The sequence below is a fragment of the Campylobacter sp. CFSAN093246 genome (genome assembly GCF_012889415.1).
In the GTDB taxonomy this organism is placed as follows: Bacteria; Campylobacterota; Campylobacteria; order Campylobacterales; family Campylobacteraceae; genus Campylobacter_D; species Campylobacter_D jejuni.
Map to the genome: position 1 here is coordinate 1,549,717 of NZ_CP040613.1, position 21,867 is coordinate 1,571,583.

The 21,867-nt window shown below is 30.3% G+C and carries 24 protein-coding genes; 16 read left to right on the forward strand and 8 right to left on the reverse strand.

The genetic code is table 11. The features are described from left to right. Positions 1 to 66: 66 nt before the first annotated feature. From FBE87_RS07980 to FBE87_RS08005, 6 genes are all read right to left on the reverse strand, one after another. Positions 67 to 732 (reverse strand): ATP-binding cassette domain-containing protein, encoded by a 666-nt coding sequence (locus tag FBE87_RS07980; RefSeq protein ID WP_002851151.1) that lies wholly within the window; start codon positions 730 to 732, stop codon positions 67 to 69. Then, positions 725 to 1,435: an ATP-binding cassette domain-containing protein gene (locus tag FBE87_RS07985; RefSeq protein ID WP_002869220.1), complete on the reverse strand. Its 711-nt coding sequence runs from the start codon at positions 1,433 to 1,435 to the stop codon at positions 725 to 727. Before FBE87_RS07985 ends, FBE87_RS07980 begins: the two co-directional genes overlap by 8 nt. Further along, entirely contained in the window at positions 1,432 to 2,226 is a 795-nt protein-coding gene (locus FBE87_RS07990; RefSeq protein ID WP_021034254.1) for an ABC transporter permease subunit, read from the reverse strand. Before FBE87_RS07990 ends, FBE87_RS07985 begins: the two co-directional genes overlap by 4 nt. Then, a complete protein-coding gene (locus FBE87_RS07995) occupies positions 2,213 to 3,157 on the reverse strand; it encodes an ABC transporter permease (protein ID WP_002851293.1) in 945 nt (314 codons plus the stop codon). The genes FBE87_RS07990 and FBE87_RS07995 overlap by 14 nt, the downstream gene beginning before the upstream one ends. Then, positions 3,157 to 4,692 carry an ABC transporter substrate-binding protein gene (locus FBE87_RS08000; protein ID WP_002851170.1) on the reverse strand — a complete coding sequence of 512 codons (1,536 nt, stop codon included), beginning with the start codon at positions 4,690 to 4,692 and terminating at the stop codon, positions 3,157 to 3,159. The genes FBE87_RS07995 and FBE87_RS08000 overlap by 1 nt, the downstream gene beginning before the upstream one ends. Before the next feature lie 109 nt (positions 4,693 to 4,801). After that, the gene (locus tag FBE87_RS08005) at positions 4,802 to 7,573 is read right to left on the reverse strand and encodes an FAD-binding and (Fe-S)-binding domain-containing protein (protein ID WP_002868309.1); all 2,772 of its coding nucleotides are present in this window, start codon (positions 7,571 to 7,573) and stop codon (positions 4,802 to 4,804) included. Positions 7,574 to 7,724: 151 nt separating this feature from the next. On the opposite strand from FBE87_RS08005, the gene cgb reads away from it, so the two are divergent. Beyond that, entirely contained in the window at positions 7,725 to 8,147 is a 423-nt protein-coding gene (cgb, locus tag FBE87_RS08010) for a single-domain globin Cgb (protein ID WP_002814418.1), read from the forward strand. A gap of 19 nt (positions 8,148 to 8,166) precedes the next feature. Here the strand turns inward: cgb and FBE87_RS08015 are convergent, their stop codons facing one another. After that, the gene (locus tag FBE87_RS08015) at positions 8,167 to 9,798 is read right to left on the reverse strand and encodes a multidrug ABC transporter permease/ATP-binding protein (protein WP_168977246.1); all 1,632 of its coding nucleotides are present in this window, start codon (positions 9,796 to 9,798) and stop codon (positions 8,167 to 8,169) included. 49 nt (positions 9,799 to 9,847) lie between these two features. Then, the gene (locus tag FBE87_RS08020; RefSeq protein WP_002851344.1) at positions 9,848 to 11,143 is read right to left on the reverse strand and encodes an MFS transporter; all 1,296 of its coding nucleotides are present in this window, start codon (positions 11,141 to 11,143) and stop codon (positions 9,848 to 9,850) included. 86 nt (positions 11,144 to 11,229) lie between these two features. On the opposite strand from FBE87_RS08020, the gene FBE87_RS08025 reads away from it, so the two are divergent. The 15 genes from FBE87_RS08025 (at position 11,230) to hisF (ending at position 21,867) form a co-directional block, all read left to right on the forward strand. Then, the gene (locus tag FBE87_RS08025) at positions 11,230 to 12,027 is read left to right on the forward strand and encodes an MBL fold metallo-hydrolase (RefSeq protein ID WP_100608706.1); all 798 of its coding nucleotides are present in this window, start codon (positions 11,230 to 11,232) and stop codon (positions 12,025 to 12,027) included. Positions 12,028 to 12,114: 87 nt separating this feature from the next. Continuing rightward, entirely contained in the window at positions 12,115 to 12,333 is a 219-nt protein-coding gene (infA, locus tag FBE87_RS08030) for a translation initiation factor IF-1 (protein ID WP_002781436.1), read from the forward strand. Between the two features lie 171 nt (positions 12,334 to 12,504). Next, complete coding sequence (gene rpmJ, locus FBE87_RS08035; RefSeq protein ID WP_002781429.1) at positions 12,505 to 12,618, forward strand: 50S ribosomal protein L36; 114 nt, start codon at positions 12,505 to 12,507, stop codon at positions 12,616 to 12,618. Between the two features lie 2 nt (positions 12,619 to 12,620). Next, complete coding sequence (rpsM, locus tag FBE87_RS08040; RefSeq protein ID WP_002800121.1) at positions 12,621 to 12,986, forward strand: 30S ribosomal protein S13; 366 nt, start codon at positions 12,621 to 12,623, stop codon at positions 12,984 to 12,986. A 9-nt stretch (positions 12,987 to 12,995) separates the two neighbouring features. Next, a complete protein-coding gene (gene rpsK, locus FBE87_RS08045) occupies positions 12,996 to 13,388 on the forward strand; it encodes a 30S ribosomal protein S11 (protein WP_002779544.1) in 393 nt (130 codons plus the stop codon). Between the two features lie 27 nt (positions 13,389 to 13,415). Then, entirely contained in the window at positions 13,416 to 14,042 is a 627-nt protein-coding gene (rpsD, locus tag FBE87_RS08050) for a 30S ribosomal protein S4 (protein ID WP_002856574.1), read from the forward strand. A gap of 12 nt (positions 14,043 to 14,054) precedes the next feature. Beyond that, the gene (locus FBE87_RS08055; RefSeq protein ID WP_002851403.1) at positions 14,055 to 15,068 is read left to right on the forward strand and encodes a DNA-directed RNA polymerase subunit alpha; all 1,014 of its coding nucleotides are present in this window, start codon (positions 14,055 to 14,057) and stop codon (positions 15,066 to 15,068) included. 3 nt (positions 15,069 to 15,071) lie between these two features. After that, the gene (gene rplQ, locus FBE87_RS08060; protein ID WP_002851332.1) at positions 15,072 to 15,425 is read left to right on the forward strand and encodes a 50S ribosomal protein L17; all 354 of its coding nucleotides are present in this window, start codon (positions 15,072 to 15,074) and stop codon (positions 15,423 to 15,425) included. A gap of 172 nt (positions 15,426 to 15,597) precedes the next feature. Next, the gene (hisG, locus tag FBE87_RS08065) at positions 15,598 to 16,497 is read left to right on the forward strand and encodes an ATP phosphoribosyltransferase (protein ID WP_002858407.1); all 900 of its coding nucleotides are present in this window, start codon (positions 15,598 to 15,600) and stop codon (positions 16,495 to 16,497) included. 7 nt (positions 16,498 to 16,504) lie between these two features. Beyond that, positions 16,505 to 17,791, forward strand: a complete 1,287-nt coding sequence (gene hisD, locus FBE87_RS08070) for a histidinol dehydrogenase (protein ID WP_002858444.1) — start codon at positions 16,505 to 16,507, stop codon at positions 17,789 to 17,791. After that, positions 17,788 to 18,846: a bifunctional histidinol-phosphatase/imidazoleglycerol-phosphate dehydratase HisB gene (gene hisB / locus FBE87_RS08075; protein WP_002858024.1), complete on the forward strand. Its 1,059-nt coding sequence runs from the start codon at positions 17,788 to 17,790 to the stop codon at positions 18,844 to 18,846. The genes hisD and hisB overlap by 4 nt, the downstream gene beginning before the upstream one ends. Further along, positions 18,843 to 19,430, forward strand: coding sequence for an imidazole glycerol phosphate synthase subunit HisH (hisH, locus tag FBE87_RS08080; protein WP_002851270.1), 588 nt, complete (start codon positions 18,843 to 18,845; stop codon positions 19,428 to 19,430). The genes hisB and hisH overlap by 4 nt, the downstream gene beginning before the upstream one ends. After that, positions 19,427 to 20,158, forward strand: coding sequence for a 1-(5-phosphoribosyl)-5-[(5-phosphoribosylamino)methylideneamino]imidazole-4-carboxamide isomerase (gene hisA / locus FBE87_RS08085; protein ID WP_002851391.1), 732 nt, complete (start codon positions 19,427 to 19,429; stop codon positions 20,156 to 20,158). Before hisH ends, hisA begins: the two co-directional genes overlap by 4 nt. Continuing rightward, positions 20,143 to 21,099: a COG2958 family protein gene (locus FBE87_RS08090; RefSeq protein WP_002851346.1), complete on the forward strand. Its 957-nt coding sequence runs from the start codon at positions 20,143 to 20,145 to the stop codon at positions 21,097 to 21,099. Before hisA ends, FBE87_RS08090 begins: the two co-directional genes overlap by 16 nt. Then, positions 21,100 to 21,867 carry an imidazole glycerol phosphate synthase subunit HisF gene (hisF, locus tag FBE87_RS08095; RefSeq protein ID WP_002851492.1) on the forward strand — a complete coding sequence of 256 codons (768 nt, stop codon included), beginning with the start codon at positions 21,100 to 21,102 and terminating at the stop codon, positions 21,865 to 21,867. It begins immediately after the preceding gene.

Consider the following 21,867-nt stretch of genomic DNA (forward strand, 5'->3'; position numbering starts at 1 on the left):
AAATTTACACTTTTCTTTATTTTACTCTAAACTTTCTATATTGAAACTTATATTAAAAAATATTTTTTAAAGTTTTAATTTTTTATGATTAAATTTATAAAAAAGATCACTTTGATGGGTTATAAATATATAAGAAATATTATTTTTTTGCTGATAGTCATATAAAAAAGTTAAAATTTCTTTAGAAGTTTTAATATCAAACGCTGAAGTAATTTCATCTAAAATCAACAATTTAGGATTTAAAACCAAAGCACGGATAAGACCTACACGTGTGGCTTCTCCTCCGCTTAACTCATAGGATTTTTGTTCTAAAATTTGTTTTTTTAGACTAAAAAAATCAAAAAATTCTAAAATCAAGTCATCATTCTTTTGTAAATTAAAATTTTCCAAACCATCTTGTATAAGATTTTTGATTTTTTTATAAGGGTTTAAAGCCATTTTTTGATCTTGAAAGCAATATTGAATTTGCTTTCTTAAAAGTCTTTGTTTGTTTTTATCAAGCTTGTGTAAGTTAAGATTTTCATACCATACCTCACCCTCACTTGGATCTTCTAAAAAACAAAGAATTCTAGCTAATGTGCTTTTACCTGCACCACTTTTACCTAAAATTATTAAATTGTCATTTTCATTTAAAGAAAAATTGACATTATCAAAAATAATATGTCTTTCTTTTTTTAAATACCAATGCTTTTTAAGCTCATAAAACTTACTTAAATTACAAACTTTAAGCATTATAATACCTTAAAAACTCATCTAAGCTATATAAATTTGAACTATTTTTTTCTAGCATAAGAATTTCATCTGCTAAAGAATTTACCAAATTTAAATCATGAGTGATACAAACTAAGGCTGTAGTATTTTTTAATTCTTTTAAAATCGATATAATCTTAGAAGCGTTTTCTTTATCCAAAGAAGCTGTGATTTCATCACAAATTAAAATTTGGGGTTGATTTAATAATGCCAAAGCTAGGCTCACCCTTCTTGCCATACCCAAACTTAATTCATTAGCATAAGAATGCCACAAACGATCAAGATTTTCAAATCCTAATTTTTGAAAATAAGAAAAAGCGTAATCTTTTATTTCTTTTTGTTTTAATTTTGTATGAGTTTTTAAAACAAGATGACATAAATTTCCAATATCCAAATAAGGATAAAGACTAAGCTCTGCATCTTGCAAAACAAGTGCCACTTTAGAACGAAAATTTCTAAGCTCTTCTTTATTAAAATTAAAAATACAAGAATTATGAAAACTTAATTCATCAAAACTTATTGTGAAATTAGAATCTAAAAGTCTTACCAAAGCTTTTCCTAACAAACTTTTGCCCACTCCACTTTGTCCTAGTATCATTAAAGTTTTGCCTGTTTTTATATCTAAATTAATATCCTTAAGTAATAAATTATTCTTCAAACTGATATTTAAATTTCTTACCTTCAAGATCTTATACCCCAAATTTTTTGTAAAAAATTACCCAACCATAAAAGAGGTAAAAACAACAAAAGCAAGCTTAAAAGTGGAAAAAGTATCATCCACCAAGCGCCTATAAAAACTGCTTTTGAAGACTCACTCAAAAGAGTACCTAAAGTTGGAATTTCAAATCCTAAACCCAGTCCAAAAAAACTCAAAGTAGCTTCTGTGGCTATAGCATGAACGATATTAAATATAAAAAGTGTAAAAATCAGTGTTTTTAAAGCAGGTATTAAATCTTTAAAAAAAGCTCTAAATTTAGTTCTTCCAAGCACTATATTTGCTTTGTAAAAATCTAAATTTTCAAGTCTTTTTAATTCACTTTCTATAATTCTTGCTATGAAACACCAATGAATTAAAGCGATTAAAAAAATCATCAAAAACACATCAGAAGTTATCATACTTTGAAAAAACATCATAAGTAAAAAAGCAGGCAAGGCTAAAAAAAACTCTAAAATACGCATCCAAAAAACATAAAAAAAACATCGCGCTAAAAACAAATAGCACAAAGCAAAGATAATAGACAATAAAGATCCACCAACACCTATAATCAAAGAATTTCTCAAAGCAAAAAGCAAACGAGAAAACAAATCTCTGCCTAAAAAATCAGTCCCTAAAATATAAGTAAAATTAGGAGCTTGATGCAAATTTTCTAAATGAGTGCTTAAAATATCAAAAGAAGCTAAAAAAGGTGCAAACAAGGCGCATAAAAACAAAAAAATTAAAGGCGCAAGAATGATAAGAAATTTAAACAAAATCAAGCCTTCTTAATCTAGGATTTAAAATCCTAGCTACAATATCACTTAAAAATGTAAAAAATGCTGCAAGCAAAACACTAAAAAATATAAGCGCAAGCACAATAGGATAATCTTTAAAAATAATACTTTTAAAAAGTAAAGATCCAAGCCCCTTGTAAGCAAAGACACTTTCTACCACATAAGTTCCCATCATAAAACTTAAAGCACTTCCCCCAAAATAAGCCACAATAGGACTTAAAGAATATTTCAAAACTAAAAAATAAATATCTTTCTCCCTTAAAGCCCTAGCGTATAAATTTTGAATAAAAATTTGAGAAAAACTTTCATTGATAAAATTTCTAGCAATCCTTAAAAATAACGCCAAATGTGATAAAACGAGCACCAAAACAGGCAAAATCAAATGCTCTAAACGATTTAAAAAATCATCTTCAAAGCCTATATCACTACTTCCCATAACAGGCAAAATTTTCCAAAAAATTCCAAAAATCAAAACAAACAATAAAGCCAAAACAAAAGGAGGTAAAGCAAAAAAATTAAAAGCTAAAAAAGTGATGATTTTATCTATAAAACTTTCTTTATAATAATATCCCAAAAGTGCCAAAAAAACACTGAGCAAAAATAAAAGCATTAAGGCACTAAAACCCAAAATAAAAGTATTAAAAATTCTTTCTTTTATAAGCTTTAAAACACTTTCTCCACTTAAAAAAGAAACCCCTAAGTCCCCTTTTAAAGCCTTAAAAAGCCAAATTTTATACTGCTCTAGCAAAGGCTTATCAAGCCCTAAATTTTGTTCTATTCTTTGAACAAATTCTTTACTTTGTGAATTAACTCCATTAGCATAAGCTATACTGCCTTTACTAAAATGAAGTAAAACAAAACATAAAAAAGTGCTAAAAAATGCTATGAAAATACTAAAAACTAAGCGTTTTAGCACTATTTACTCCACTCATAAACATTCCAAGTAAAACCCACTCCATGATGACCTAAAGTCCTTGTTTTGATACCTTTTAAATCTTTATTATAAACTAAAGCAAAATCAAGATAGGCTAAGAAAATAAAAGGAGGATTTTCATACAAAGCATCTATAAAATCTTTATAATATTTTTTTCTCTCTTCTAAATTTGAAGTATTTCTTGCTTTTTGCAAGGCTATATCCACTTTTTTATCATGATAATGTCCAAAATTCCAACCCTCATCATTTAAAGCACTATCTTGCGAACTTTCAAATACCCTAAAAGTGTGAAAATCAGGATCTAAAGGACTTCCCCAGCCTATTAAAAAACTATCTACTTTAGAATAATCAAAACTTCCAGCAGGTTTAGCCACCACCTTGCTTACAACTCCTATTTTTCTAAATTCGCTTTGCAAAATTCCAGCTAAACTTACCCTTAAAGGATCATTGCTCATCGCCCAAATTTCAAATTCTAAAATTTTCCCATCTTTTTCAAAATTTCCATCTTTATTTTTCTTAAAACCTGCACTCACAAGCAAATCCTCGGCTTTTTTAGGATCATATTTGTAAATTTTAAAATTCTTAGAATTTGCCCAAGAACGCTCTAAAGGGTGATTAGCTACAAAAGCATAATCATGTAAAAGATTTTTTACTATACTTTCTTTATCGACTGCGTAATTTAAAGCTTGTCTTACTTTTAGATCTTTTAAAAATTCATTATCTAAATTAAACATTAAAGCCCGATAATCAGCCGATTTTTCACGCAAAATTCCAAAATTTTCATCATTTTTAAAAATATTTAGCAAAGAAACATCGATTAAAGCTGCGTCTATCTTGCCATTTTTAAGCTCAGCACTAGCTATAGAAGGATCAAAAATGTGTTTTATAATAAGTCTTGGAGTTTTTACCTTATCAAGATAAAAATGTTCATTGGCTTTAAATTCAACATATTCACCTTTTTTCCATTTTACAAATTTATAAGGACCTGTACCTATAGGATTTTGATTAAAAGAGCTTGTGTTTAAATTCTCATTTTCAAGCAAATGTTTAGGAAGCATTCCTATGCTTAAAGCATCTAAAAATGCAGGATAAGGTTTAAAGAGTGTGATTTTTACATGAGAAGGATTTAAAATTTCCACACTTTTAATGTCTTCAAAATTGACATAAATAGAAGAATTGTTTTTAGGATTTTTAAAGGCTTCTATACTAAATTTCACATCATCAGCACTAAATTTGACTCCATCATGCCATAAAACATCATCTCTTAAAAAAATATCATAAACAAGCCCGTCTTTACTAATATCCCAAGACTTAGCCAAATCAGGTTTTAAACTCATATTTTCATCAAAACGCGTAAGCCCTGAAAATACAAGATTAATCACTGCATCATGATCCTCGCTATAAGCAGGATTTATCCTTGCGATTTCATTTTCAACTGCTATAATAAGTGTATCTTTTGGAATTTTAGCCTCAAGATTCAAAAACAATAAAAATAGTAAAACAAACCATCTAAGCACTTGTAACTCCTCAAATTTAAAATTTTAAAGAATTATAAAATAAAAAATAAGAAGCCACAAGCTCTATGGGGGGATAATTTGCTTTAAATTATGGAGTTTTATTTATCAATTAAATTGCTTCACTGCATTCATCCAATAAATACGCTATATGCTGCCAAGATATACCCGTAGCATCGCTTAATCCTATCTCGCAAGTGCTTGATGTACTAAACCCGCGCTTAATATTTGTTTTGGCATAAAATTTTTTAAAGCCTTTTGTAGCACTAATATTTAATTGAGGCTTGAAAAAGCCCTTGTATCCAGCAAACCCACAACAATAGGTATCATTATCTATTAATACTTTTCCATTCGTACATAGCTTTGTAAGCTTAATTATATTTTCATTTAAACCAAGCTTTCTAGCAGCACACATGATATATAATCCTACATTCTCATTGATTTTATCAATGCGTAACTTGGGAGCAATAAATTTTAATAAATACTCGCTTAAATCATAAATTTCGTACTTTGAATGATCACTAATTAACTTAGCACTACAAGCACTATGATCTAACACTATGGGTGAGTCTATATTGCTTAAAAAGTCATTGATTTTTTGTATATTTTTATCTTGAATATCTTGAAAATTCTCATAAGCCTTACCACAACATAAATCATTGGGTGCATAAATAATGCCTATATTTGCTTTTTTACACAAGCTTTCAAATACTTCTTGCAAACTTCTTTTATCATGCATTTTTTCATTTGGTTTAAAGCTTTTATTAAGACAGCTTGTAAAATAAACCACATTGCAAACTCTTTTATGACTTTTTAGCTCATAATCATTCACCTTAGGCAAATACGCCCTAGTTCTTGGTATAATGCTAAGAAAATTGCTTGCTTTTTCAAGCTTATTATCAAGACTTAAATTATCAAATTTATTTGCGATACTTAATGAAAATTTAGCAATTTTTAGAGTTTTTTCATGATTTTTATATGCTAGATTTCCTAAAATTTTAGATATAAATCCTATATTATTTTTTCTATATTTTAATGAAAAATCAGCAAAATTAATCCCCAAAGGACATGAAAAAGAGCACACCCCACAAGCAGCACAAGAGCTGTCTACTAAATGATTGTAATATTTTTTAATATCCTTTAATTTTGCTTTTGACTCATCATCATTTAAGCTTTCAAGGCGTTTAATCTCTCGTAAGATCGCAATTCTTTGTCTTGGAGTAATTGTATATTCATTTGATGGACAAAATCTTTCGCAAAATCCACATTCCATACAGGTATTTAATTTCTCATCAATCCAACTGACTTGTTTGATATTTTTCTTATAAATATCTTTATCATCGCTAATGATTACATCGGGATTAAATAAACTATCCTTATCAAAGATACTTTTGATTTTTTTATTGATCAAATAAGCTTGCTTACCCCACTCTACCTCCACAAAAGGTGCCACCATACGCCCTGTGCCGTGTTCAGCTTTTATACTTCCACCATAAGAAGCTACTATATTAGACATTTCTTTAACTAGATTTGAAAAATTATCAAATTCAAGCTTATTGTTTAAATCCGGTGTGATAATAAAATGGATATTGCCTGCTAATGCATGGCCAAAAATGATTCCATTATCACCAAAGCCATATTTATAAAACAATTCTTGAATGCTTTTAATTCCATCGGCTAAATCCTCGATATTAAAACACACATCTTCAGTAATTACCGTTGAACCTGCCTTTCTAAGACTAGCTGCTATAGGCAAGAGTGCTTTTCTAATCTTCCACCATAAATCATATTCGGCCTTATTCTTGCTAAAATATGACTTATAAGCCAGTTTGGAAATTTCTTTTATTTTATTTATATTTTCATCAAGCTTAAGCTCATTACTATGCTCACTTTGGATCAATACACAAGTATTGCCCTCTTTAATATCAGCTAAAATATCTCTTAACTCATCATAAGTTGATGCAGCTTTTAAACTTGCATAGTCCATTATTTCAGCAGAACTTACAAAATCAACTTTAGCAAATTCTTTTATAGTGTTTGCAGCATTATTGATATTATCAAAAAACAATAAAGCACAGGCCTTAAATTCCAAATCATCCAAAACAGCAAGCTTAACTTCGCTTACAAATCCCAAAGTCCCTTCAGAGCCAATAAGCAAGTGTGCTAAAATATCTATTTCATCATCATAATCAACAAAGGCATTAAGGCTATAACCTGTGGTGTTTTTGATTTTAAATTTTTTGATTATTAAATCTTTTAATTCTTTATTGGCATTAATCTCTTCTTTGATCTCTCTAAGTTCATTAATTAATTTTTTATTTTCATCTTTAAATCGAGCCACACTTAAAGCATCGCTGGTATCAAGCATACTACCATTTGCCAAAATCACCCTAATACTTCTTAAGGTTTTATAGCTATTATCCTTAGTTCCACAGCACATTCCGCTTGAATTGTTATTTATAATCCCTCCAATTAAAGCTGAATTTATAGTAGCTGGATCAGGTCCTATTTTTTTCTTCAAAAAAGCAAGACTTTCATTAGCATGAATGCCTACTACACCGCATCCTAAAGTAATTTCGTTAGCGTCTTTGTTAATTTTTATTTTTTTAAAGGCAAATTTAATCACTACAAGTACTCCATCACAAGAGCTTTGTCCACTTAAACTTGTACCTGCTGCTCTAAATGTTATAGGAGTTTTATAAGTATTTGCTAATTGAATAATTTGCTTAATTTCATCTTCATTTTTAGCAATAATCACTATTTTTGGAATATAAAAATAACACGACGCATCAATGCCATAAGCATAGCATCTAGCATAATCATTAAAAATTCTATCCTTAAAAATATACTTAGCCTCATTATAAAAAGCTTTAAAATTTGCCATAGTCCCTCTTTTTAATTTATTATCAATTATATAATTTAATAATTTAAAGATAATTTTAAATTTATATTTTTGAGCATAATTTTAACACAAGTCAATTTTTTTCTCCTTTTTAAGATATAAAATATCTCTTTTACAACAAAAAGGAGAAACTATGACAAAAGAACAAATTCAAATCATCAAAGATTGTGTGCCTATTTTGCAAAAAAATGGAGAGGATTTAACCAATGAGTTTTATAAAATAATGTTTAATGATTATCCTGAGGTAAAACCTATGTTTAATATGGAAAAACAAATTTCAGGAGAACAACCAAAAGCTTTAGCAATGGCGATTTTAATGGCGGCTAAAAATATAGAAAATTTGGAAAATATGAGAAGCTTTGTTGATAAAGTTGCCATAACTCATGTTAATTTAGGAGTTAAAGAAGAGCATTATCCTATAGTTGGAGCTTGCCTTTTAAAGGCTATTAAAAATCTTTTAAATCCTGATGAAGCCACTCTTAAAGCTTGGGAAGTTGCTTATGGAAAAATTGCTAAATTTTATATCGATATAGAAAAAAAGCTCTATGATAAATAATATAAGCCCATTTTGGGCTTTAATCAAATTTTTCTACTAAATTTTTAGCTAATTCCTTTATATTCTCACCCTTTAATTCGCTGATTTCACCATTTTGAGCCAAGAAAATTCTATCAGCACTATCAAAATATGCATCATCATGTGTGATAGCAAAGATTGTTTTACCTTGCTCTTTTAGCAAAGGTAAAAGTTTTTTATAAAAAAATCTTCTAAAAACAGGATCTTGATCAGCCGCCCATTCATCAAGCACTAAAATATCCCTTTCTTCAAGCAAGGCTATAAGCATAGCTAAACGCTTTTTTTGCCCTGTAGAAAGTTTGGTTAAGGTCAGTTCATTATCTTTGACACTTGTTTTATTTTTAAGTTCTAAAAACTCCAACCAAAAAGCAATTTTTTCTTCGCTTGCAAAATTTTCTTTATTTAAGGTTTTAGTAAAAAGATGAAAATCGCTAAAAACAGCAGAAATAAGAGATCTATACTCATCTAAATTTTTATCATCTATAAGCGTATCATCAACATAAATTCCGCCTTTGCTTGGCTTAAAAAGTCCTGTCAAAAGCATACAAAAAGTGGATTTACCACTTCCATTTTTACCTATTAAAAATACCAATTCACCTTTTTTAAGTTCTATATTTACAGGATTTAAATGAAAATTTTCTTCATAAGCAAATTGAGTATTTCTAAAAGAAATTTTTTTCCATTCACTGATATAATGTGTTTTTTTAAAACCTTCTATATAATCATCTAATTCCAATTTTGCGATCTTATCCAAAGCGATTTTTGCCAAAAGCAAAGTAGGAAAAGATCCTATCATAGATACTAAAGGGGTTCGTAAAAACAAAATAGAAAGAGCTATAGTTGTAGCATCTGCAACACTTGCCCATTCAAATTTTAAAGCTAAGTAAAACTCTACACCCACTAAAGCCAAAAGAGTTACATTTGTCCAGTTGTTTGAGAGATTGTTAAAAAGATTACCTAAAGTACTATTTTTCTTTTTCAATCTTGCATTATTTTCAAATTCATCTTCATAATAAAGCTTGGCTCTATCACGATTGATCAAAAGTTCTTTATGTCCATCTAGTATATTTTGGTAATTATTTTGCAAAGCATCATCATTTTCCCTTGCCTTTCTAAAATACTGATATACTTTCATCATCAAAAAATTATTAGTAATAAAAATAACCATAATCCATACCACACACAAAGCAAAAATTTGTGGTGAAAGATAACATAAATAAACACTAGTGCATAAAATCAATATACTTGATTGTAAAAAATCAGGCAATCTTAAAAGCCCAAAAGATATATTTCTCACATCACTTCCCAAAGAAGCTAAAATTCTAGCCTTACCTACTTTAGCGACTCTTAACAAAGGGGTGTCTAAGATCTGCTTTACTACGCGCCTTTGCATTTTAAAAATAAAATTTTGTCCAAAAATACTAAGTCTAAGTTCAACTATGGTAGAACTTATAAAAAAAATCAAAAGCAAAACAATAAAATAAAAAATAGGAATGTTTTGTGCATTTTTAAGCAAATAATCATTGATAAAAACAAGAGTTAAAACTCCAACAGCGCTTGTAATAAAAGAAAAAAGCAAAAAAGAAATCAACTTTAATTTATTTTGCTTAAGTAATTCCATAATAAAAGGCATTTATAAACTCCAAAATATAATTTTAATTATAACATTTTAAGAGTGATTATCAAAATTTTATTTTATCTTTTACTATAAAAACAGCACAAATAGCCAATAACGCTAAAAAAATCATATATATACTCATACCATATAAAAATGGATTTTCATTTTTACTCGCAAGTGTATTAAGCCAAAAAACGAGTTGCGGAGTAATACCGCCTGAAATTGCATAAGAAATATTATAAGAAAAAGAAATTCCTGAAAATCTTATTTTAGCTCTAAAAACTTCACTCATTAAAATAGGTGCGAACACATTAATCCCACCTAAAAAACAAATAATCGAATACAAAATACACACCAAAACCAAATTTTTAAGCTCATATAAAGCATAAAAATATAAAAAAGAAAAAAATACAAAAGTTAAAGAAAAGAAAATGCAAATTTTAAATAAACCAAATTTATCTACAAGATAACCCATAAAAGCCCCGCCTAAAGCTATTCCCAAAATTCCTAATATCTGTAAATAACTTCCTTCAACCCCACTTAAATTTAAAATACTAGGCATAAATTTAGGCATCAATAAAACAAGCACAATAACACAACCTGTTAAAACCCAAGTCATCATCATTGATGAAAATAAATTTTTTACAATATCCTTTTCTTTAAATAAATCTTTAAGCGGAAAAGAACTAAGCGATGATTCTTTTTTCATTTGTTTAAAAACAGGAGTTTCTTGCAAAAATCTACGCAAATAAATAGAAATAATCCCAAAAATTCCACCTACAAAAAAAGCAATACGCCAAGCATAAGCAGCAATTTCTTCTATGCTAAAAAAAGCATTAATGATTAAAAATACTATACTTCCTAACAAAATTCCTAAAGCCATAGCTGAATTTAAACAGCTTAAAAAGAAAGCTTTTTGTTTTTCTTGACAATACTCTCTTACAAAAACCCAAGCTCCAGGCAATTCTCCACCTATAGCTATGCCTTGAAAAATTCTTATAAGTATCAATAAAACAGGAGCTAAAAACCCAAGAGTTTCATAACCTGGAATAAAAGCTAAGACAAAGGTAGGAAGAACCATTAGTAAAATACTTAGCATAAACATATTTTTACGCCCAAATTTATCTCCAAAATGTGCCATAACTATACCACCCAAAGGACGTGCTAAATATCCAGCTGCAAATGCTCCATAAGTATTTAATAAAGCCCAAAATTCACTCATATCTTTAGGAAAAAATACATTGGCTATATATTCAGCAAAAAAGACAAAAATAATAAAATCATAAAATTCTAAAGTTCCTCCTAGTGAAGAAAGTCCTAAGATCTTAATTTCCTTTGTTCCAAATTTTGATTTTCTCATTGATTAATTACCTTAAATTTTAAAAACATTGTTTTTATTATACTATAATCATTTCCAAAATATTATCTAAAAATTTAAGGATAAATATGTTTAATTTTATAACCACTCTTTTAAAAACCAATCTTTATTTTTTAGAAGAAAAAACCACAAGCAAAAATTCAAATCAAACCCATATAATCTCACTTAAACAGTCTGATGATGAATTTTTAAATTTATTATTTTCTTTTTTAGTGTCACAAAGCGATGAAGATAAGAATTTTATAGAAAAAACTCGCACAAAAATCAAAAGAAATGAGCATAATATTGTTCTGATAAAAAATCCAAATTTTAATGCTTTAATAGACACAGGGTTTTTAGATACTATTGACACATTAAAAGAAAAATTACATATCCATAAAACCGATTTTAAAGATATCACTCATATTATCTTAACACACGCACATCCTGATCATATAGGTGCTTTAATGAGCGAAGAAAATCTTTTTCCAAAAGCTCAAATTTTAATTGATAAAAAAGAATATGATTTTTGGATCAAAAGCGATAGACAAGAAATTAAAAACACCTTGCTTAAACTTAAAAATATAGAATTTATCGATCATTCCAAAGATTTGATCTTTCAAAATTCAGGCATTAAAGCCATACCTGCTTACGGGCATACCCCAGGTCAAAATGCTATCATAATTGATGATAAAATAGTCTTTTGGGGAGATTTACTTCATCTTTATGATATACAAATCCCAAAACCTAAAATCGCTATAAAATTTGATATAGATCAAAATGAGGCTATACAAACAAGGGAAAAACTACTTAAAGAATTTAAAGAAAGAAAACTCAAAGTTATAGGGACTCATGTGCCTTTTATCAAACCTAAATTTTTAGATTAATTACTTAAAAATTACTAAAAATTAAGTAAAAATTTTAATAATTTTTGCTAAAATTATAGCCTTTTTATTTCATGAAAGGAGAAAATTTTGGCAAAAGATGATGTAATTGAAATTGATGGCACCGTACTTGAAGCATTGCCTAATGCAAATTTCAAGGTTGAACTTGACAACAAACATGTAATTTTATGTCATATTGCAGGAAAAATGCGTATGCATTATATAAGAATAATGCCAGGTGATAAAGTAAAAGTAGAACTTACACCTTATAGCCTTGATAAAGGGCGTATAACTTTTAGATATAAATAATCTAAGTTATTTAAAAGCTAATTTTAGATAAAATTAGAGTTTTTGCGACAAATTACATCGAACTATATGAAGAAGTATTTTTAAAATCCACCACTTATTTTGAAAATAGTTGGTTATTCATAAAACCTGATGTAGTCGTAAATCAAGTGGAATTCATTCAAGGAGACGCTCATGAAAGTGAGACCATCGGTTAAAAAGATGTGCGACAAATGCAAAGTAGTTCGCCGTAAAGGCGTGGTTCGCATTATTTGCGAAAATCCAAAACATAAACAAAGACAAGGATAAACATGGCTCGTATTGCAGGTGTGGATTTACCAAAGAAAAAAAGAATTGAGTATGGACTAACCTATATTTATGGTATAGGACTTTTCACTTCAAGAAAAATTCTAGATAAAGTAGGAATTTCTTATGATAAAAGAGTTCATGAGTTAAGTGAAGATGAAGCAGCAGCTATCCGTAAAGAAATTCAAGAAAACTATATGGTTGAAGGGGATTTGAGAAAACAAGTTGCTATGGATATTAAAGCACTTATGGATTTAGGAAGCTTTAGAGGTTTAAGACACAGAAAAGGCTTACCAGTTCGCGGACAAAAAACAAAAACAAACGCAAGAACTAGAAAAGGTAAGAGAAAAACTGTTGGTGCAAAATCATAAGGATAAATCATGGCAAAAAGAAAAATCGTAAAGAAAAAAGTAGTTAAAAAAAATATAGCAAAAGGTATTGTTTATATCAGTGCGACTTTTAACAATACTATGGTTACAGTAACTGATGAAATGGGAAATGCTATCGCTTGGAGTAGTGCAGGTGGTTTAGGATTTAAAGGTTCTAAAAAATCAACTCCTTATGCAGCACAACAAGCAGTAGAAGACGCTTTAAATAAAGCAAAAGAACACGGAATTAAAGAAGTAGGCATTAAAGTACAAGGACCAGGAAGCGGTAGAGAAACTGCTGTTAAGAGTGTAGGTGCTATGGAAGGAATCAAAGTAACTTTCTTAAAAGATATCACTCCATTAGCTCACAATGGTTGCAGACCGCCTAAGCGTCGTCGTGTCTAAGATATAAGAAAAATTTAGGAGAATATTATGGCAAGATATAGAGGACCAGTAGAAAAATTAGAAAGACGCTTTGGTGTTAGCTTAGCATTAAAAGGAGAAAGAAGACTAGCTGGCAAAAGTGCACTAGATAAACGCCCTTATGCACCAGGACAACACGGAGCAAGAAAAGGTAAAATTAGTGAGTATGGACTTCAATTAAGAGAAAAACAAAAAGCTAAATTTATGTATGGAGTAAGCGAAAAGCAATTCCGTCGTTTATTTGCTGAAGCAGCAAGAAGAGAAGGAAATACAGGGGTATTACTTATCCAACTTTTAGAACAAAGATTAGACAATGTAGTATATAGAATGGGTTTTGCTACAACACGTCGTTTTGCAAGACAACTTGTAACACATGGACATGTTTTAGTAAATGGTAAAAGAGTGGATATTCCTAGCTTTAGAGTAGAAGCAGGTGCTAAAATCGAAATTATCGAAAAAAGCAAAAACAATCCTCAAATTACAAGAGCTATCGAACTTACAGCACAAACTGGAATCGTTGCTTGGGTTGATGTTGAAAAAGATAAGAGATTTGGAATTTTCACAAGAAAACCTGAAAGAGAAGAAGTTGTCATTCCGGTTGAGGAAAGATTTATCGTTGAGCTTTACTCTAAATAATAGGGGCTAAATATGAGAAATATTACAACATCTGCTTATACGCCAACAGAATTTACAATAGAAAACATTAGTGATACTGTGGCTAAAATCAGTGCTTGGCCTTTTGAGATCGGCTATGGAATCACCCTAGCCCATCCTTTACGCCGTTTACTTTACACTAGCACCATAGGATATGCTCCAACTGCGATTCATATTGATGGCGTAGCTCATGAATTTGATAGCATGCGTGGTATGCTTGAAGATGTAGCACTTTTTATCATTAATCTAAAAAAACTACGCTTTAAAATTAAAGGCGACTCAAATAAAGAAATAGTAGAATTTAGCTTTAAAGGCTCAAAAGAAATTTACGGCAAAGATCTAAATAATGATCAAGTAGAAGTAGTAAATAAAGACGCCTATCTAGCAACAATCAACGAAGATGCTGAACTCAAATTCACATTGATCGTTGAAAAAGGTATTGGCTATGTACCAAGCGAAGAAATTAAAGAGCTTATAAATGATCCTAAATTTATAGCTTTAGATGCTTTCTTTACACCTGTAAGAGAAGCAACCTATGATATTGAAAAAGTTTTATTTGAAGATAATCCTGATTATGAAAAAGTGGTTTTAACCGTAACAACTGATGGACAAATCACTCCAAATGAAGCTTTTCAAAATGCTCTAGAAGCTATGTATAAACAATTATCAGTATTTGATAAAATTACCAATGTTAGAAGTGTAATTAAAAATCAAGCAACAAGCAATGAACTAGAAAATACTAAATTATTGCAAAACATTACAGATTTAAATTTAAGTGCTAGAAGTTATAATTGTCTTGAAAAAGCAGGAGTGGTTTACATAGGCGAGCTTGCTTTGATGAGTGTAAGTGAACTTGCAGGGCTTAAAAATTTAGGTAAAAAATCTCTTGATGAAATTAAAAACATCATGGAAAGCATAGGTTTTCCTGTGGGAACTTCTAAGCTTAGCGATAATAAAGAAATACTTAAAAATAAAATCGCAGAATTAAAAGCACAAAACGAAGGATAAAGAATGAGACATAAACATGGATATAGAAAACTTGGCAGAACTTCATCTCATCGTGCTGCCTTATTAAAAAATTTAACTATAGCTTTAGTAAATAGCGGAAAAATCGAAACCACTCTACCAAAAGCTAAAGAATTAAGAGGTTATGTAGAAAGATTGATTACTAGAGCAAGACTTGGAGATTTTAACGCTCATAGAGCAGTTTTTGCTTCATTACAAGATAAAAACGCTACCAATAAACTAGTAACTGAAATTGCTCCAAAATTCAAAGATCGCAATGGCGGATATACAAGAATCATCAAAACAAGAATTCGCCGTGGTGATGCCGCTGAAATGGCTTTCATCGAATTTGTAGCTTAATCAAATCCTAGCTTTTGCTAGGATTAATACTTCAATTAAATATCCTAAAAATAAAAAGTTTTAAATAATTATTTTAAATAAAATTAAATTTATTTATTTTCTAAAACCCTTGCTAAAAATTCAACTACTTATGCTAATATAAGTTTTTAATTTTTAATTTCAAGGATATGTTATGCAAGAAAACACTCGTTTACGCATTGCGATACAAAAATCAGGTAGACTTTCAAAAGAATCCATAGAGCTTCTTTCAGAATGTGGTGTTAAAATGCATATCCATGAACAAAGCTTGATCGCTTTTTCTACAAATTTACCCATAGATATTTTACGCGTTAGAGATGATGATATCCCTGGGCTTATTTTTGATGGGGTTGTAGATTTAGGCATTATAGGGGAAAATGTTTTAGAAGAAAATGAACTTGAACGCCAGTCTTTAGGAGAAAATCCAAGCTATAAGCTTTTAAAAAAGCTAGATTTTGGATATTGCCGTCTTTCTCTTGCCTTACCTCAAGAAAATAAATTTCAAAATTTGAAAGATTTTGAAGGCTTAAGGATAGCTACTTCTTATCCACAACTTTTAAAGCGTTTTATGAAAGAAAATGGGATTAATTATAAAAATTGTACGCTTACAGGTTCTGTTGAAGTAGCCCCTAGGGCAAATTTAGCCGATGCGATTTGCGATCTTGTTTCAAGCGGGGCAACTTTACAAGCAAACAATCTTAAAGAAGTTAAAGTCATTTATGAATCTCGTGCTTGTTTGATTCAAAAAGAAAATGCTTTAAGTAAAGAAAAACAAGCCTTAGTGGATAAAATTATGTTGCGTGTAGCAGGAGTAATGCAAGCAAGAGAATCTAAATACATTATGCTTCATGCTCCAAAAGAAAAGCTTGATAAAATTCAAGCCCTACTTCCAGGAGTTGAAAGACCGACTATCTTACCTTTAGCACACGATGAAAAAAATGTAGCTTTACATATGGTAAGTAAAGAAAATCTTTTTTGGGAAACCATGGAGGCTTTAAAAGAAGAAGGTGCGAGTTCGATTTTAGTTCTGCCTATAGAAAAAATGTTAAAGTGAGTAAAAAATGCAAATTTTAGTATATGATAATTTGGATGAAAAACAAAAAGAAGAAGCGTTAAAACGCCCTGCTATAAGTGCGAAAGATGAAATTTCAAAAATAGTAAGTTCTATCATTAAAGAAGTGCAAGAAAAAGGCGATAAAGCTTTGATAGAACAAGCTTTGAAATTTGATAAGGCTGAAATTTCAAAGATTAAAATCACTCAAGAAGAAATCACTCAAGCAAGCAATCGTTTAGATAAAGATTTACAAGAAGCTATTTTAGTGGCTTATGAAAATATCAAAAAATTTCACGAAGCCCAAATCCCACATGAAATCGCTCTTGAAACTACAAAAGGCGTTAAATGTGAAGTTTTAACACGCCCTATAGAAAAAGTAGGACTTTACATACCAGGGGGTTTGGCACCTTTGTTTTCAACGGTTTTAATGCTAGCTATTCCTGCAAAAATTGCAGGTTGTGAAAAAATCGTTTTAGCAAGTCCTGCAAAAATCAATGATGCTGTGCTTTTTTGTGCTAAGCTTTGTGGCGTGGATGAAATTTATCAAATGGGCGGTGCAGGAGCTATAGCAGCTTTGACTTACGGTACCCAAAGTGTTTTAAAGGTGGATAAAATTTTTGGCCCAGGAAATGCCTTTGTAACCGAAGCAAAACGCCAAGTAAGTAGTGATATAAACGGAGCAGCTATTGATATGCAAGCAGGACCTAGTGAAGTTTTAGTCATAGCTGATGATTTAGCTAATGAAAAATTTGTAGCTAGTGATTTGCTTTCACAAGCTGAACATGGTGCAGATTCTCAAGTGATTTTAGTGTGTTTAAGTCAAGATTTTGCTAAAAAAGCAAGTGATGAAGTCCAAAGTCAATTAGAACTTTTGCCTCGCAAAGAACTTGCAAGCAAAAGCATTGCTAATTCACGCATTATCATAGCTAAAGATTTAAATCAAGCCTTAGAAATTTCAAATCTTTACGCCCCTGAACATTTGATCATACAAACTCAAAATCCACGAGAACTTTTAAAAGGTGTAAAACACGCAGGATCAGTATTTTTAGGAGCTTATTCCCCAGAGTCTATGGGTGATTATGCAAGTGGGACAAATCATGTTTTACCTACTTATGGACTTACTAAAACGCATTCTAGTTTAGGTTTGGCAGATTTTAGTAAAAGAATGACCGTTCAAGAGTTAAGTAAAGAAGGTTTTTTAGCTTTAGGTAAAAGTGTTGAAATTTTAGCACAAAATGAGCATTTAGACGCGCACAAAAATGCAGTAACTTTTCGTTTAGAAAGCTTAAAATGAGTCAAAAAATCCTTTTTATAGATAGAGATGGCACTTTAATAGAGGAGCCAAAAAGCGATTTTCAAATCGATACTCTTGAAAAATTGCGTTTTGAAAAAGATGCTATTCCCACTCTTTTAAAACTAAAAAAATTTGGATTTAAATTTGTTATGGTAAGCAATCAAGACGGTCTTGGAACACCAAGTTTTCCAAAGGAAAATTTTGAAATCGCTCATGAAAAAATGCTTGATATTTTAAAAAGTTGCGGTATAGAATTTCAAGATATTTTTATTTGTCCGCATTTTGAAAATGAAAATTGTGCTTGCAGAAAACCTAAAACCGCTATGTTAGAAGAGTATATCAAACACGAACTTTATGATAAGGAACAAAGTTTTGTTATAGGAGATCGTGAGAGTGATATGATCTTGGCTTCAAATTTAGGCGTGCGTGGTTTAAAATACGGCGAACTTTCTTGGAAAGAAATAGAAAATGAAATTTTAAGTTCTTTTAGAAGCGCGAGTTATCAAAGAACTACTAAAGAAACAGATATAAAAGTAAAGGTATGCTTAAATGGGGGTAAGGTTAGCATTAAAACAGGTATTGATTTTTTTGATCACATGTTAGAGCAAATCGCTGTACATGGAGGTATAGGGCTTGAAATTTCTTGTAAAGGAGATTTGGAAATCGATGAGCATCATAGCGTTGAAGATGTAGCCTTAGCACTTGGAGCTTGTATCAAAAAAGCTTTAGGGGATAAAATCGGCATTGCAAGATATGGTTTTGCTTTACCTATGGATGAGTGTTTGGCAAGTTGTGCAATGGATTTTTGCAATCGTCCCCATTTAGTCTATAAAGCCAAATTTAAAAAATCTCATTTAGGGGCTTTAAGCACAGAAATGATCGAGCACTTTTTTTATTCTTTAAGCTATGCTATGGGCGTGAGTTTGCATTTAAAAGTTAAAGGCAAAAACGATCATCATAAAGCCGAAGGGCTTTTTAAAGCCTTTGCAAAAGCTTTGAAAATGGCAGTAAAAATAGAAAGTGAAAATTTAGCCAGCTCTAAAGGAGTGATATGAAAATCATCATCATCGATACAGCCTGTGCGAATTTAGCATCTTTGAAATTTTGTCTAGATAGATTAGGTTTTAATGCAACTATCAGTAGGGATTTAAAAGAGCTTGAAAGTGCGGATAAGCTTTTTTTACCTGGAGTGGGTACCGCAAAAGAAGCAATGAAAAATTTAGAACAATTTAATCTTATTGATTTTATTCAAAATACCAAAAAACCTTTGCTTGGTATTTGTTTAGGTATGCAAATTTTAGGAAATTTTTCTGAAGAATTAAATCAAGAAACCTTAAAACTCATAGATTTTACAACTCAAAAATTTAAAGCTAAAGAAGGCTTTACTTTTCCACATATGGGATGGAATGAAGTTTATAGCTCTCATGCTTTGTTTAAAGGCTTAGAAGGGGCTTATTTTTATTTTGTGCATAGTTATTGTGTAGGACTTGGGAAATACACTATAGCAGATTGTGAGTATTCGCAAAAATTTAGCGCAAGCGTAATGAAAGATAATTTTTACGGAGTGCAATTTCACCCTGAAAGAAGTAGCGAGGCTGGGGAAATTTTAATTTCAAATTTTATTAAGGATATAGGATGACTCAAATCATACCCGCACTCGATCTTATAGATGGCGAAGTGGTGCGTCTTGTAAAAGGGGATTACGAACAAAAAAAAGTATATAAATACAATCCCTTAAAGAAATTTAAAGAATACGAAAAAGCAGGAGCGAAAGAACTTCATCTTGTAGATCTTACAGGTGCAAAAGATCCTAGCAAAAGACAATTTGCTTTGATAGAAAAATTAGCCAAAGAAGTCAGTGTCAATTTGCAAGTAGGTGGAGGTATACGCTCTAAAGAAGAAGTTAAAGCTTTGCTTGATTGTGGAGTAAAAAGAGTAGTTATAGGATCTATGGCAATTAAAGATGCGACTTTATGTCTTGAAATTTTAAAAGAATTTGGTAGTGAAGCTATAGTTTTAGCCTTAGATACGATTTTAAAAGAAGATTATGTTGTGGCTGTAAATGCTTGGCAAGAAGCAAGCGATAAAAAGCTTATGGAAGTTTTAGATTTTTATAGCAATAAAGGCTTAAAACACATACTTTGCACAGATATTTCAAAAGATGGTACCATGCAAGGAGTAAATGTAAGACTTTACAAACTTATCCATGAAATTTTTCCTAATATTTGCATTCAGGCAAGTGGTGGAGTAGCGAGCTTAAAAGACCTTGAAAACTTAAAAGGAATTTGTAGTGGGGTTATCGTAGGAAAAGCTTTATTAGACGGAGTTTTTAGCGTAGAAGAAGGGATAAGATGTCTAGCAAATTAAGCTACAAAGAACTTACTTTAGAAATTTTAAAACAAAGTGACAGACCTTTAAGTGTTAATGAAATTTGGCAAAAAGCTCTTGAACAAGGCTTAGATAAAAAGCTTTCTAGCATAGGACAAACTCCAATTGCTACTTTAGGGGCTAGGATATATGTTGATATAAAAGAATTGCAACACAATTCTTTGTTTATCAAAGCTTCCCAAAAACCTACAACTTTTTGGCTAAAAGAAAGAGAAAATGAACTTTTAAAGCTTGATAATAAAAATGAAATTACTAACGAAAAACAAGAAAAAAATAAATTTCATGAAAGAGATTTACACCCCTTGCTTGTAAAATTTTTATATGAAAATTTAGATTTTAATTTAAATTGCAAAACAATTTACCATGAACAAAGCAAAAAGGGTAAAGGTGGGGAAGATAAGTGGAATTATCCTGATATTGTAGGGGTTTATTTTCCTTATGATGATTATGAAAAAGAGACCATAACACTTTTAGAAAATATCAAACAAAATAGTTATAAGCTTTTTTCTTTTGAACTTAAAATTGCTTTAAATTTTTCAAATTTAAAAGAATGCTATTTTCAAGCTGTAAGCAATTCTAGCTGGGCAAATGAAGGCTATTTGGTTGTTTTACAAGAAATTGATAGCGAAGTTTTAAGTGAGTTAAGACGCTTAAATCAAAGTTTTGGCATAGGAGTGATAAAACTTGAAAAAGATATTTCAAATTCTCAAATTTTAATTAGTGCAAAAGAAAAAGAACTTGATATTCAAACACTAAATATGCTGATCAATAAAAATCCAAATTTTAAAGAATTTATTGATGATATAAACAAACAAATTAAAGTGGGCAAAGAAGCAAAAATTCAAGCTAATTTTGATGAAATTAAAAGCGATGAAGAAATGGAAAAATATCTTAAAGAAAAATGTATTTTGGAGAAATAAATGCTTACAAAACGCATAATTGCATGTTTAGATGTCAAAGATGGCAGAGTAGTAAAAGGAACACAATTTAAAAACCATAAAGATATGGGAGATATCATAGAGCTTGCTAGGTATTATTCTCAAAATGGTATTGATGAGCTTGTTTTTTATGATATTGCTGCAAGTGCTAGAAAAGAACGCATATCAAGAGAATGGGTAAGTGAAGTAGCAAAAAATATCAATATTTCTTTTTGTGTTGCAGGGGGTATTAAAAGCGAAGAAGATGCAGCTGAACTTTTGGCTAATGGGGCAGATAAAATTTCTATCAATTCTCCTGCTTTAAATGATCCAAGCCTAATCACACGCCTTGCTAAAAGCTTTGGCGTGCAATGCGTAGTAGTAGGGATTGATAGTTTTAAAGATGAAAATGGAAATTTAAAAGTATTTCAATACACAGGGGATGAAAAAACAAGTAAACATAGTGGAAAAAGCACTTTAGAATGGGTTAAAAAAGTGCAAGATCTAGGTGCAGGCGAAATTGTTTTAAATATGATGAATCAAGATGGTGTTAAAAATGGCTATGATTTAGAACAATTAGAAGCTGTATATAAAATTTGTAAAGTACCTTTAATCGCAAGTGGGGGAGCGGGAAAAATGGAACATTTTTTAGAAGCTTTTAAACTAGGTATAGATGGGGCTTTAGCTGCTTCTGTTTTTCATCAAAAACTTATAGACATTAAAGAATTAAAAATTTATCTTAAAAATCAAGGCTTAAGTATAAGGATATAA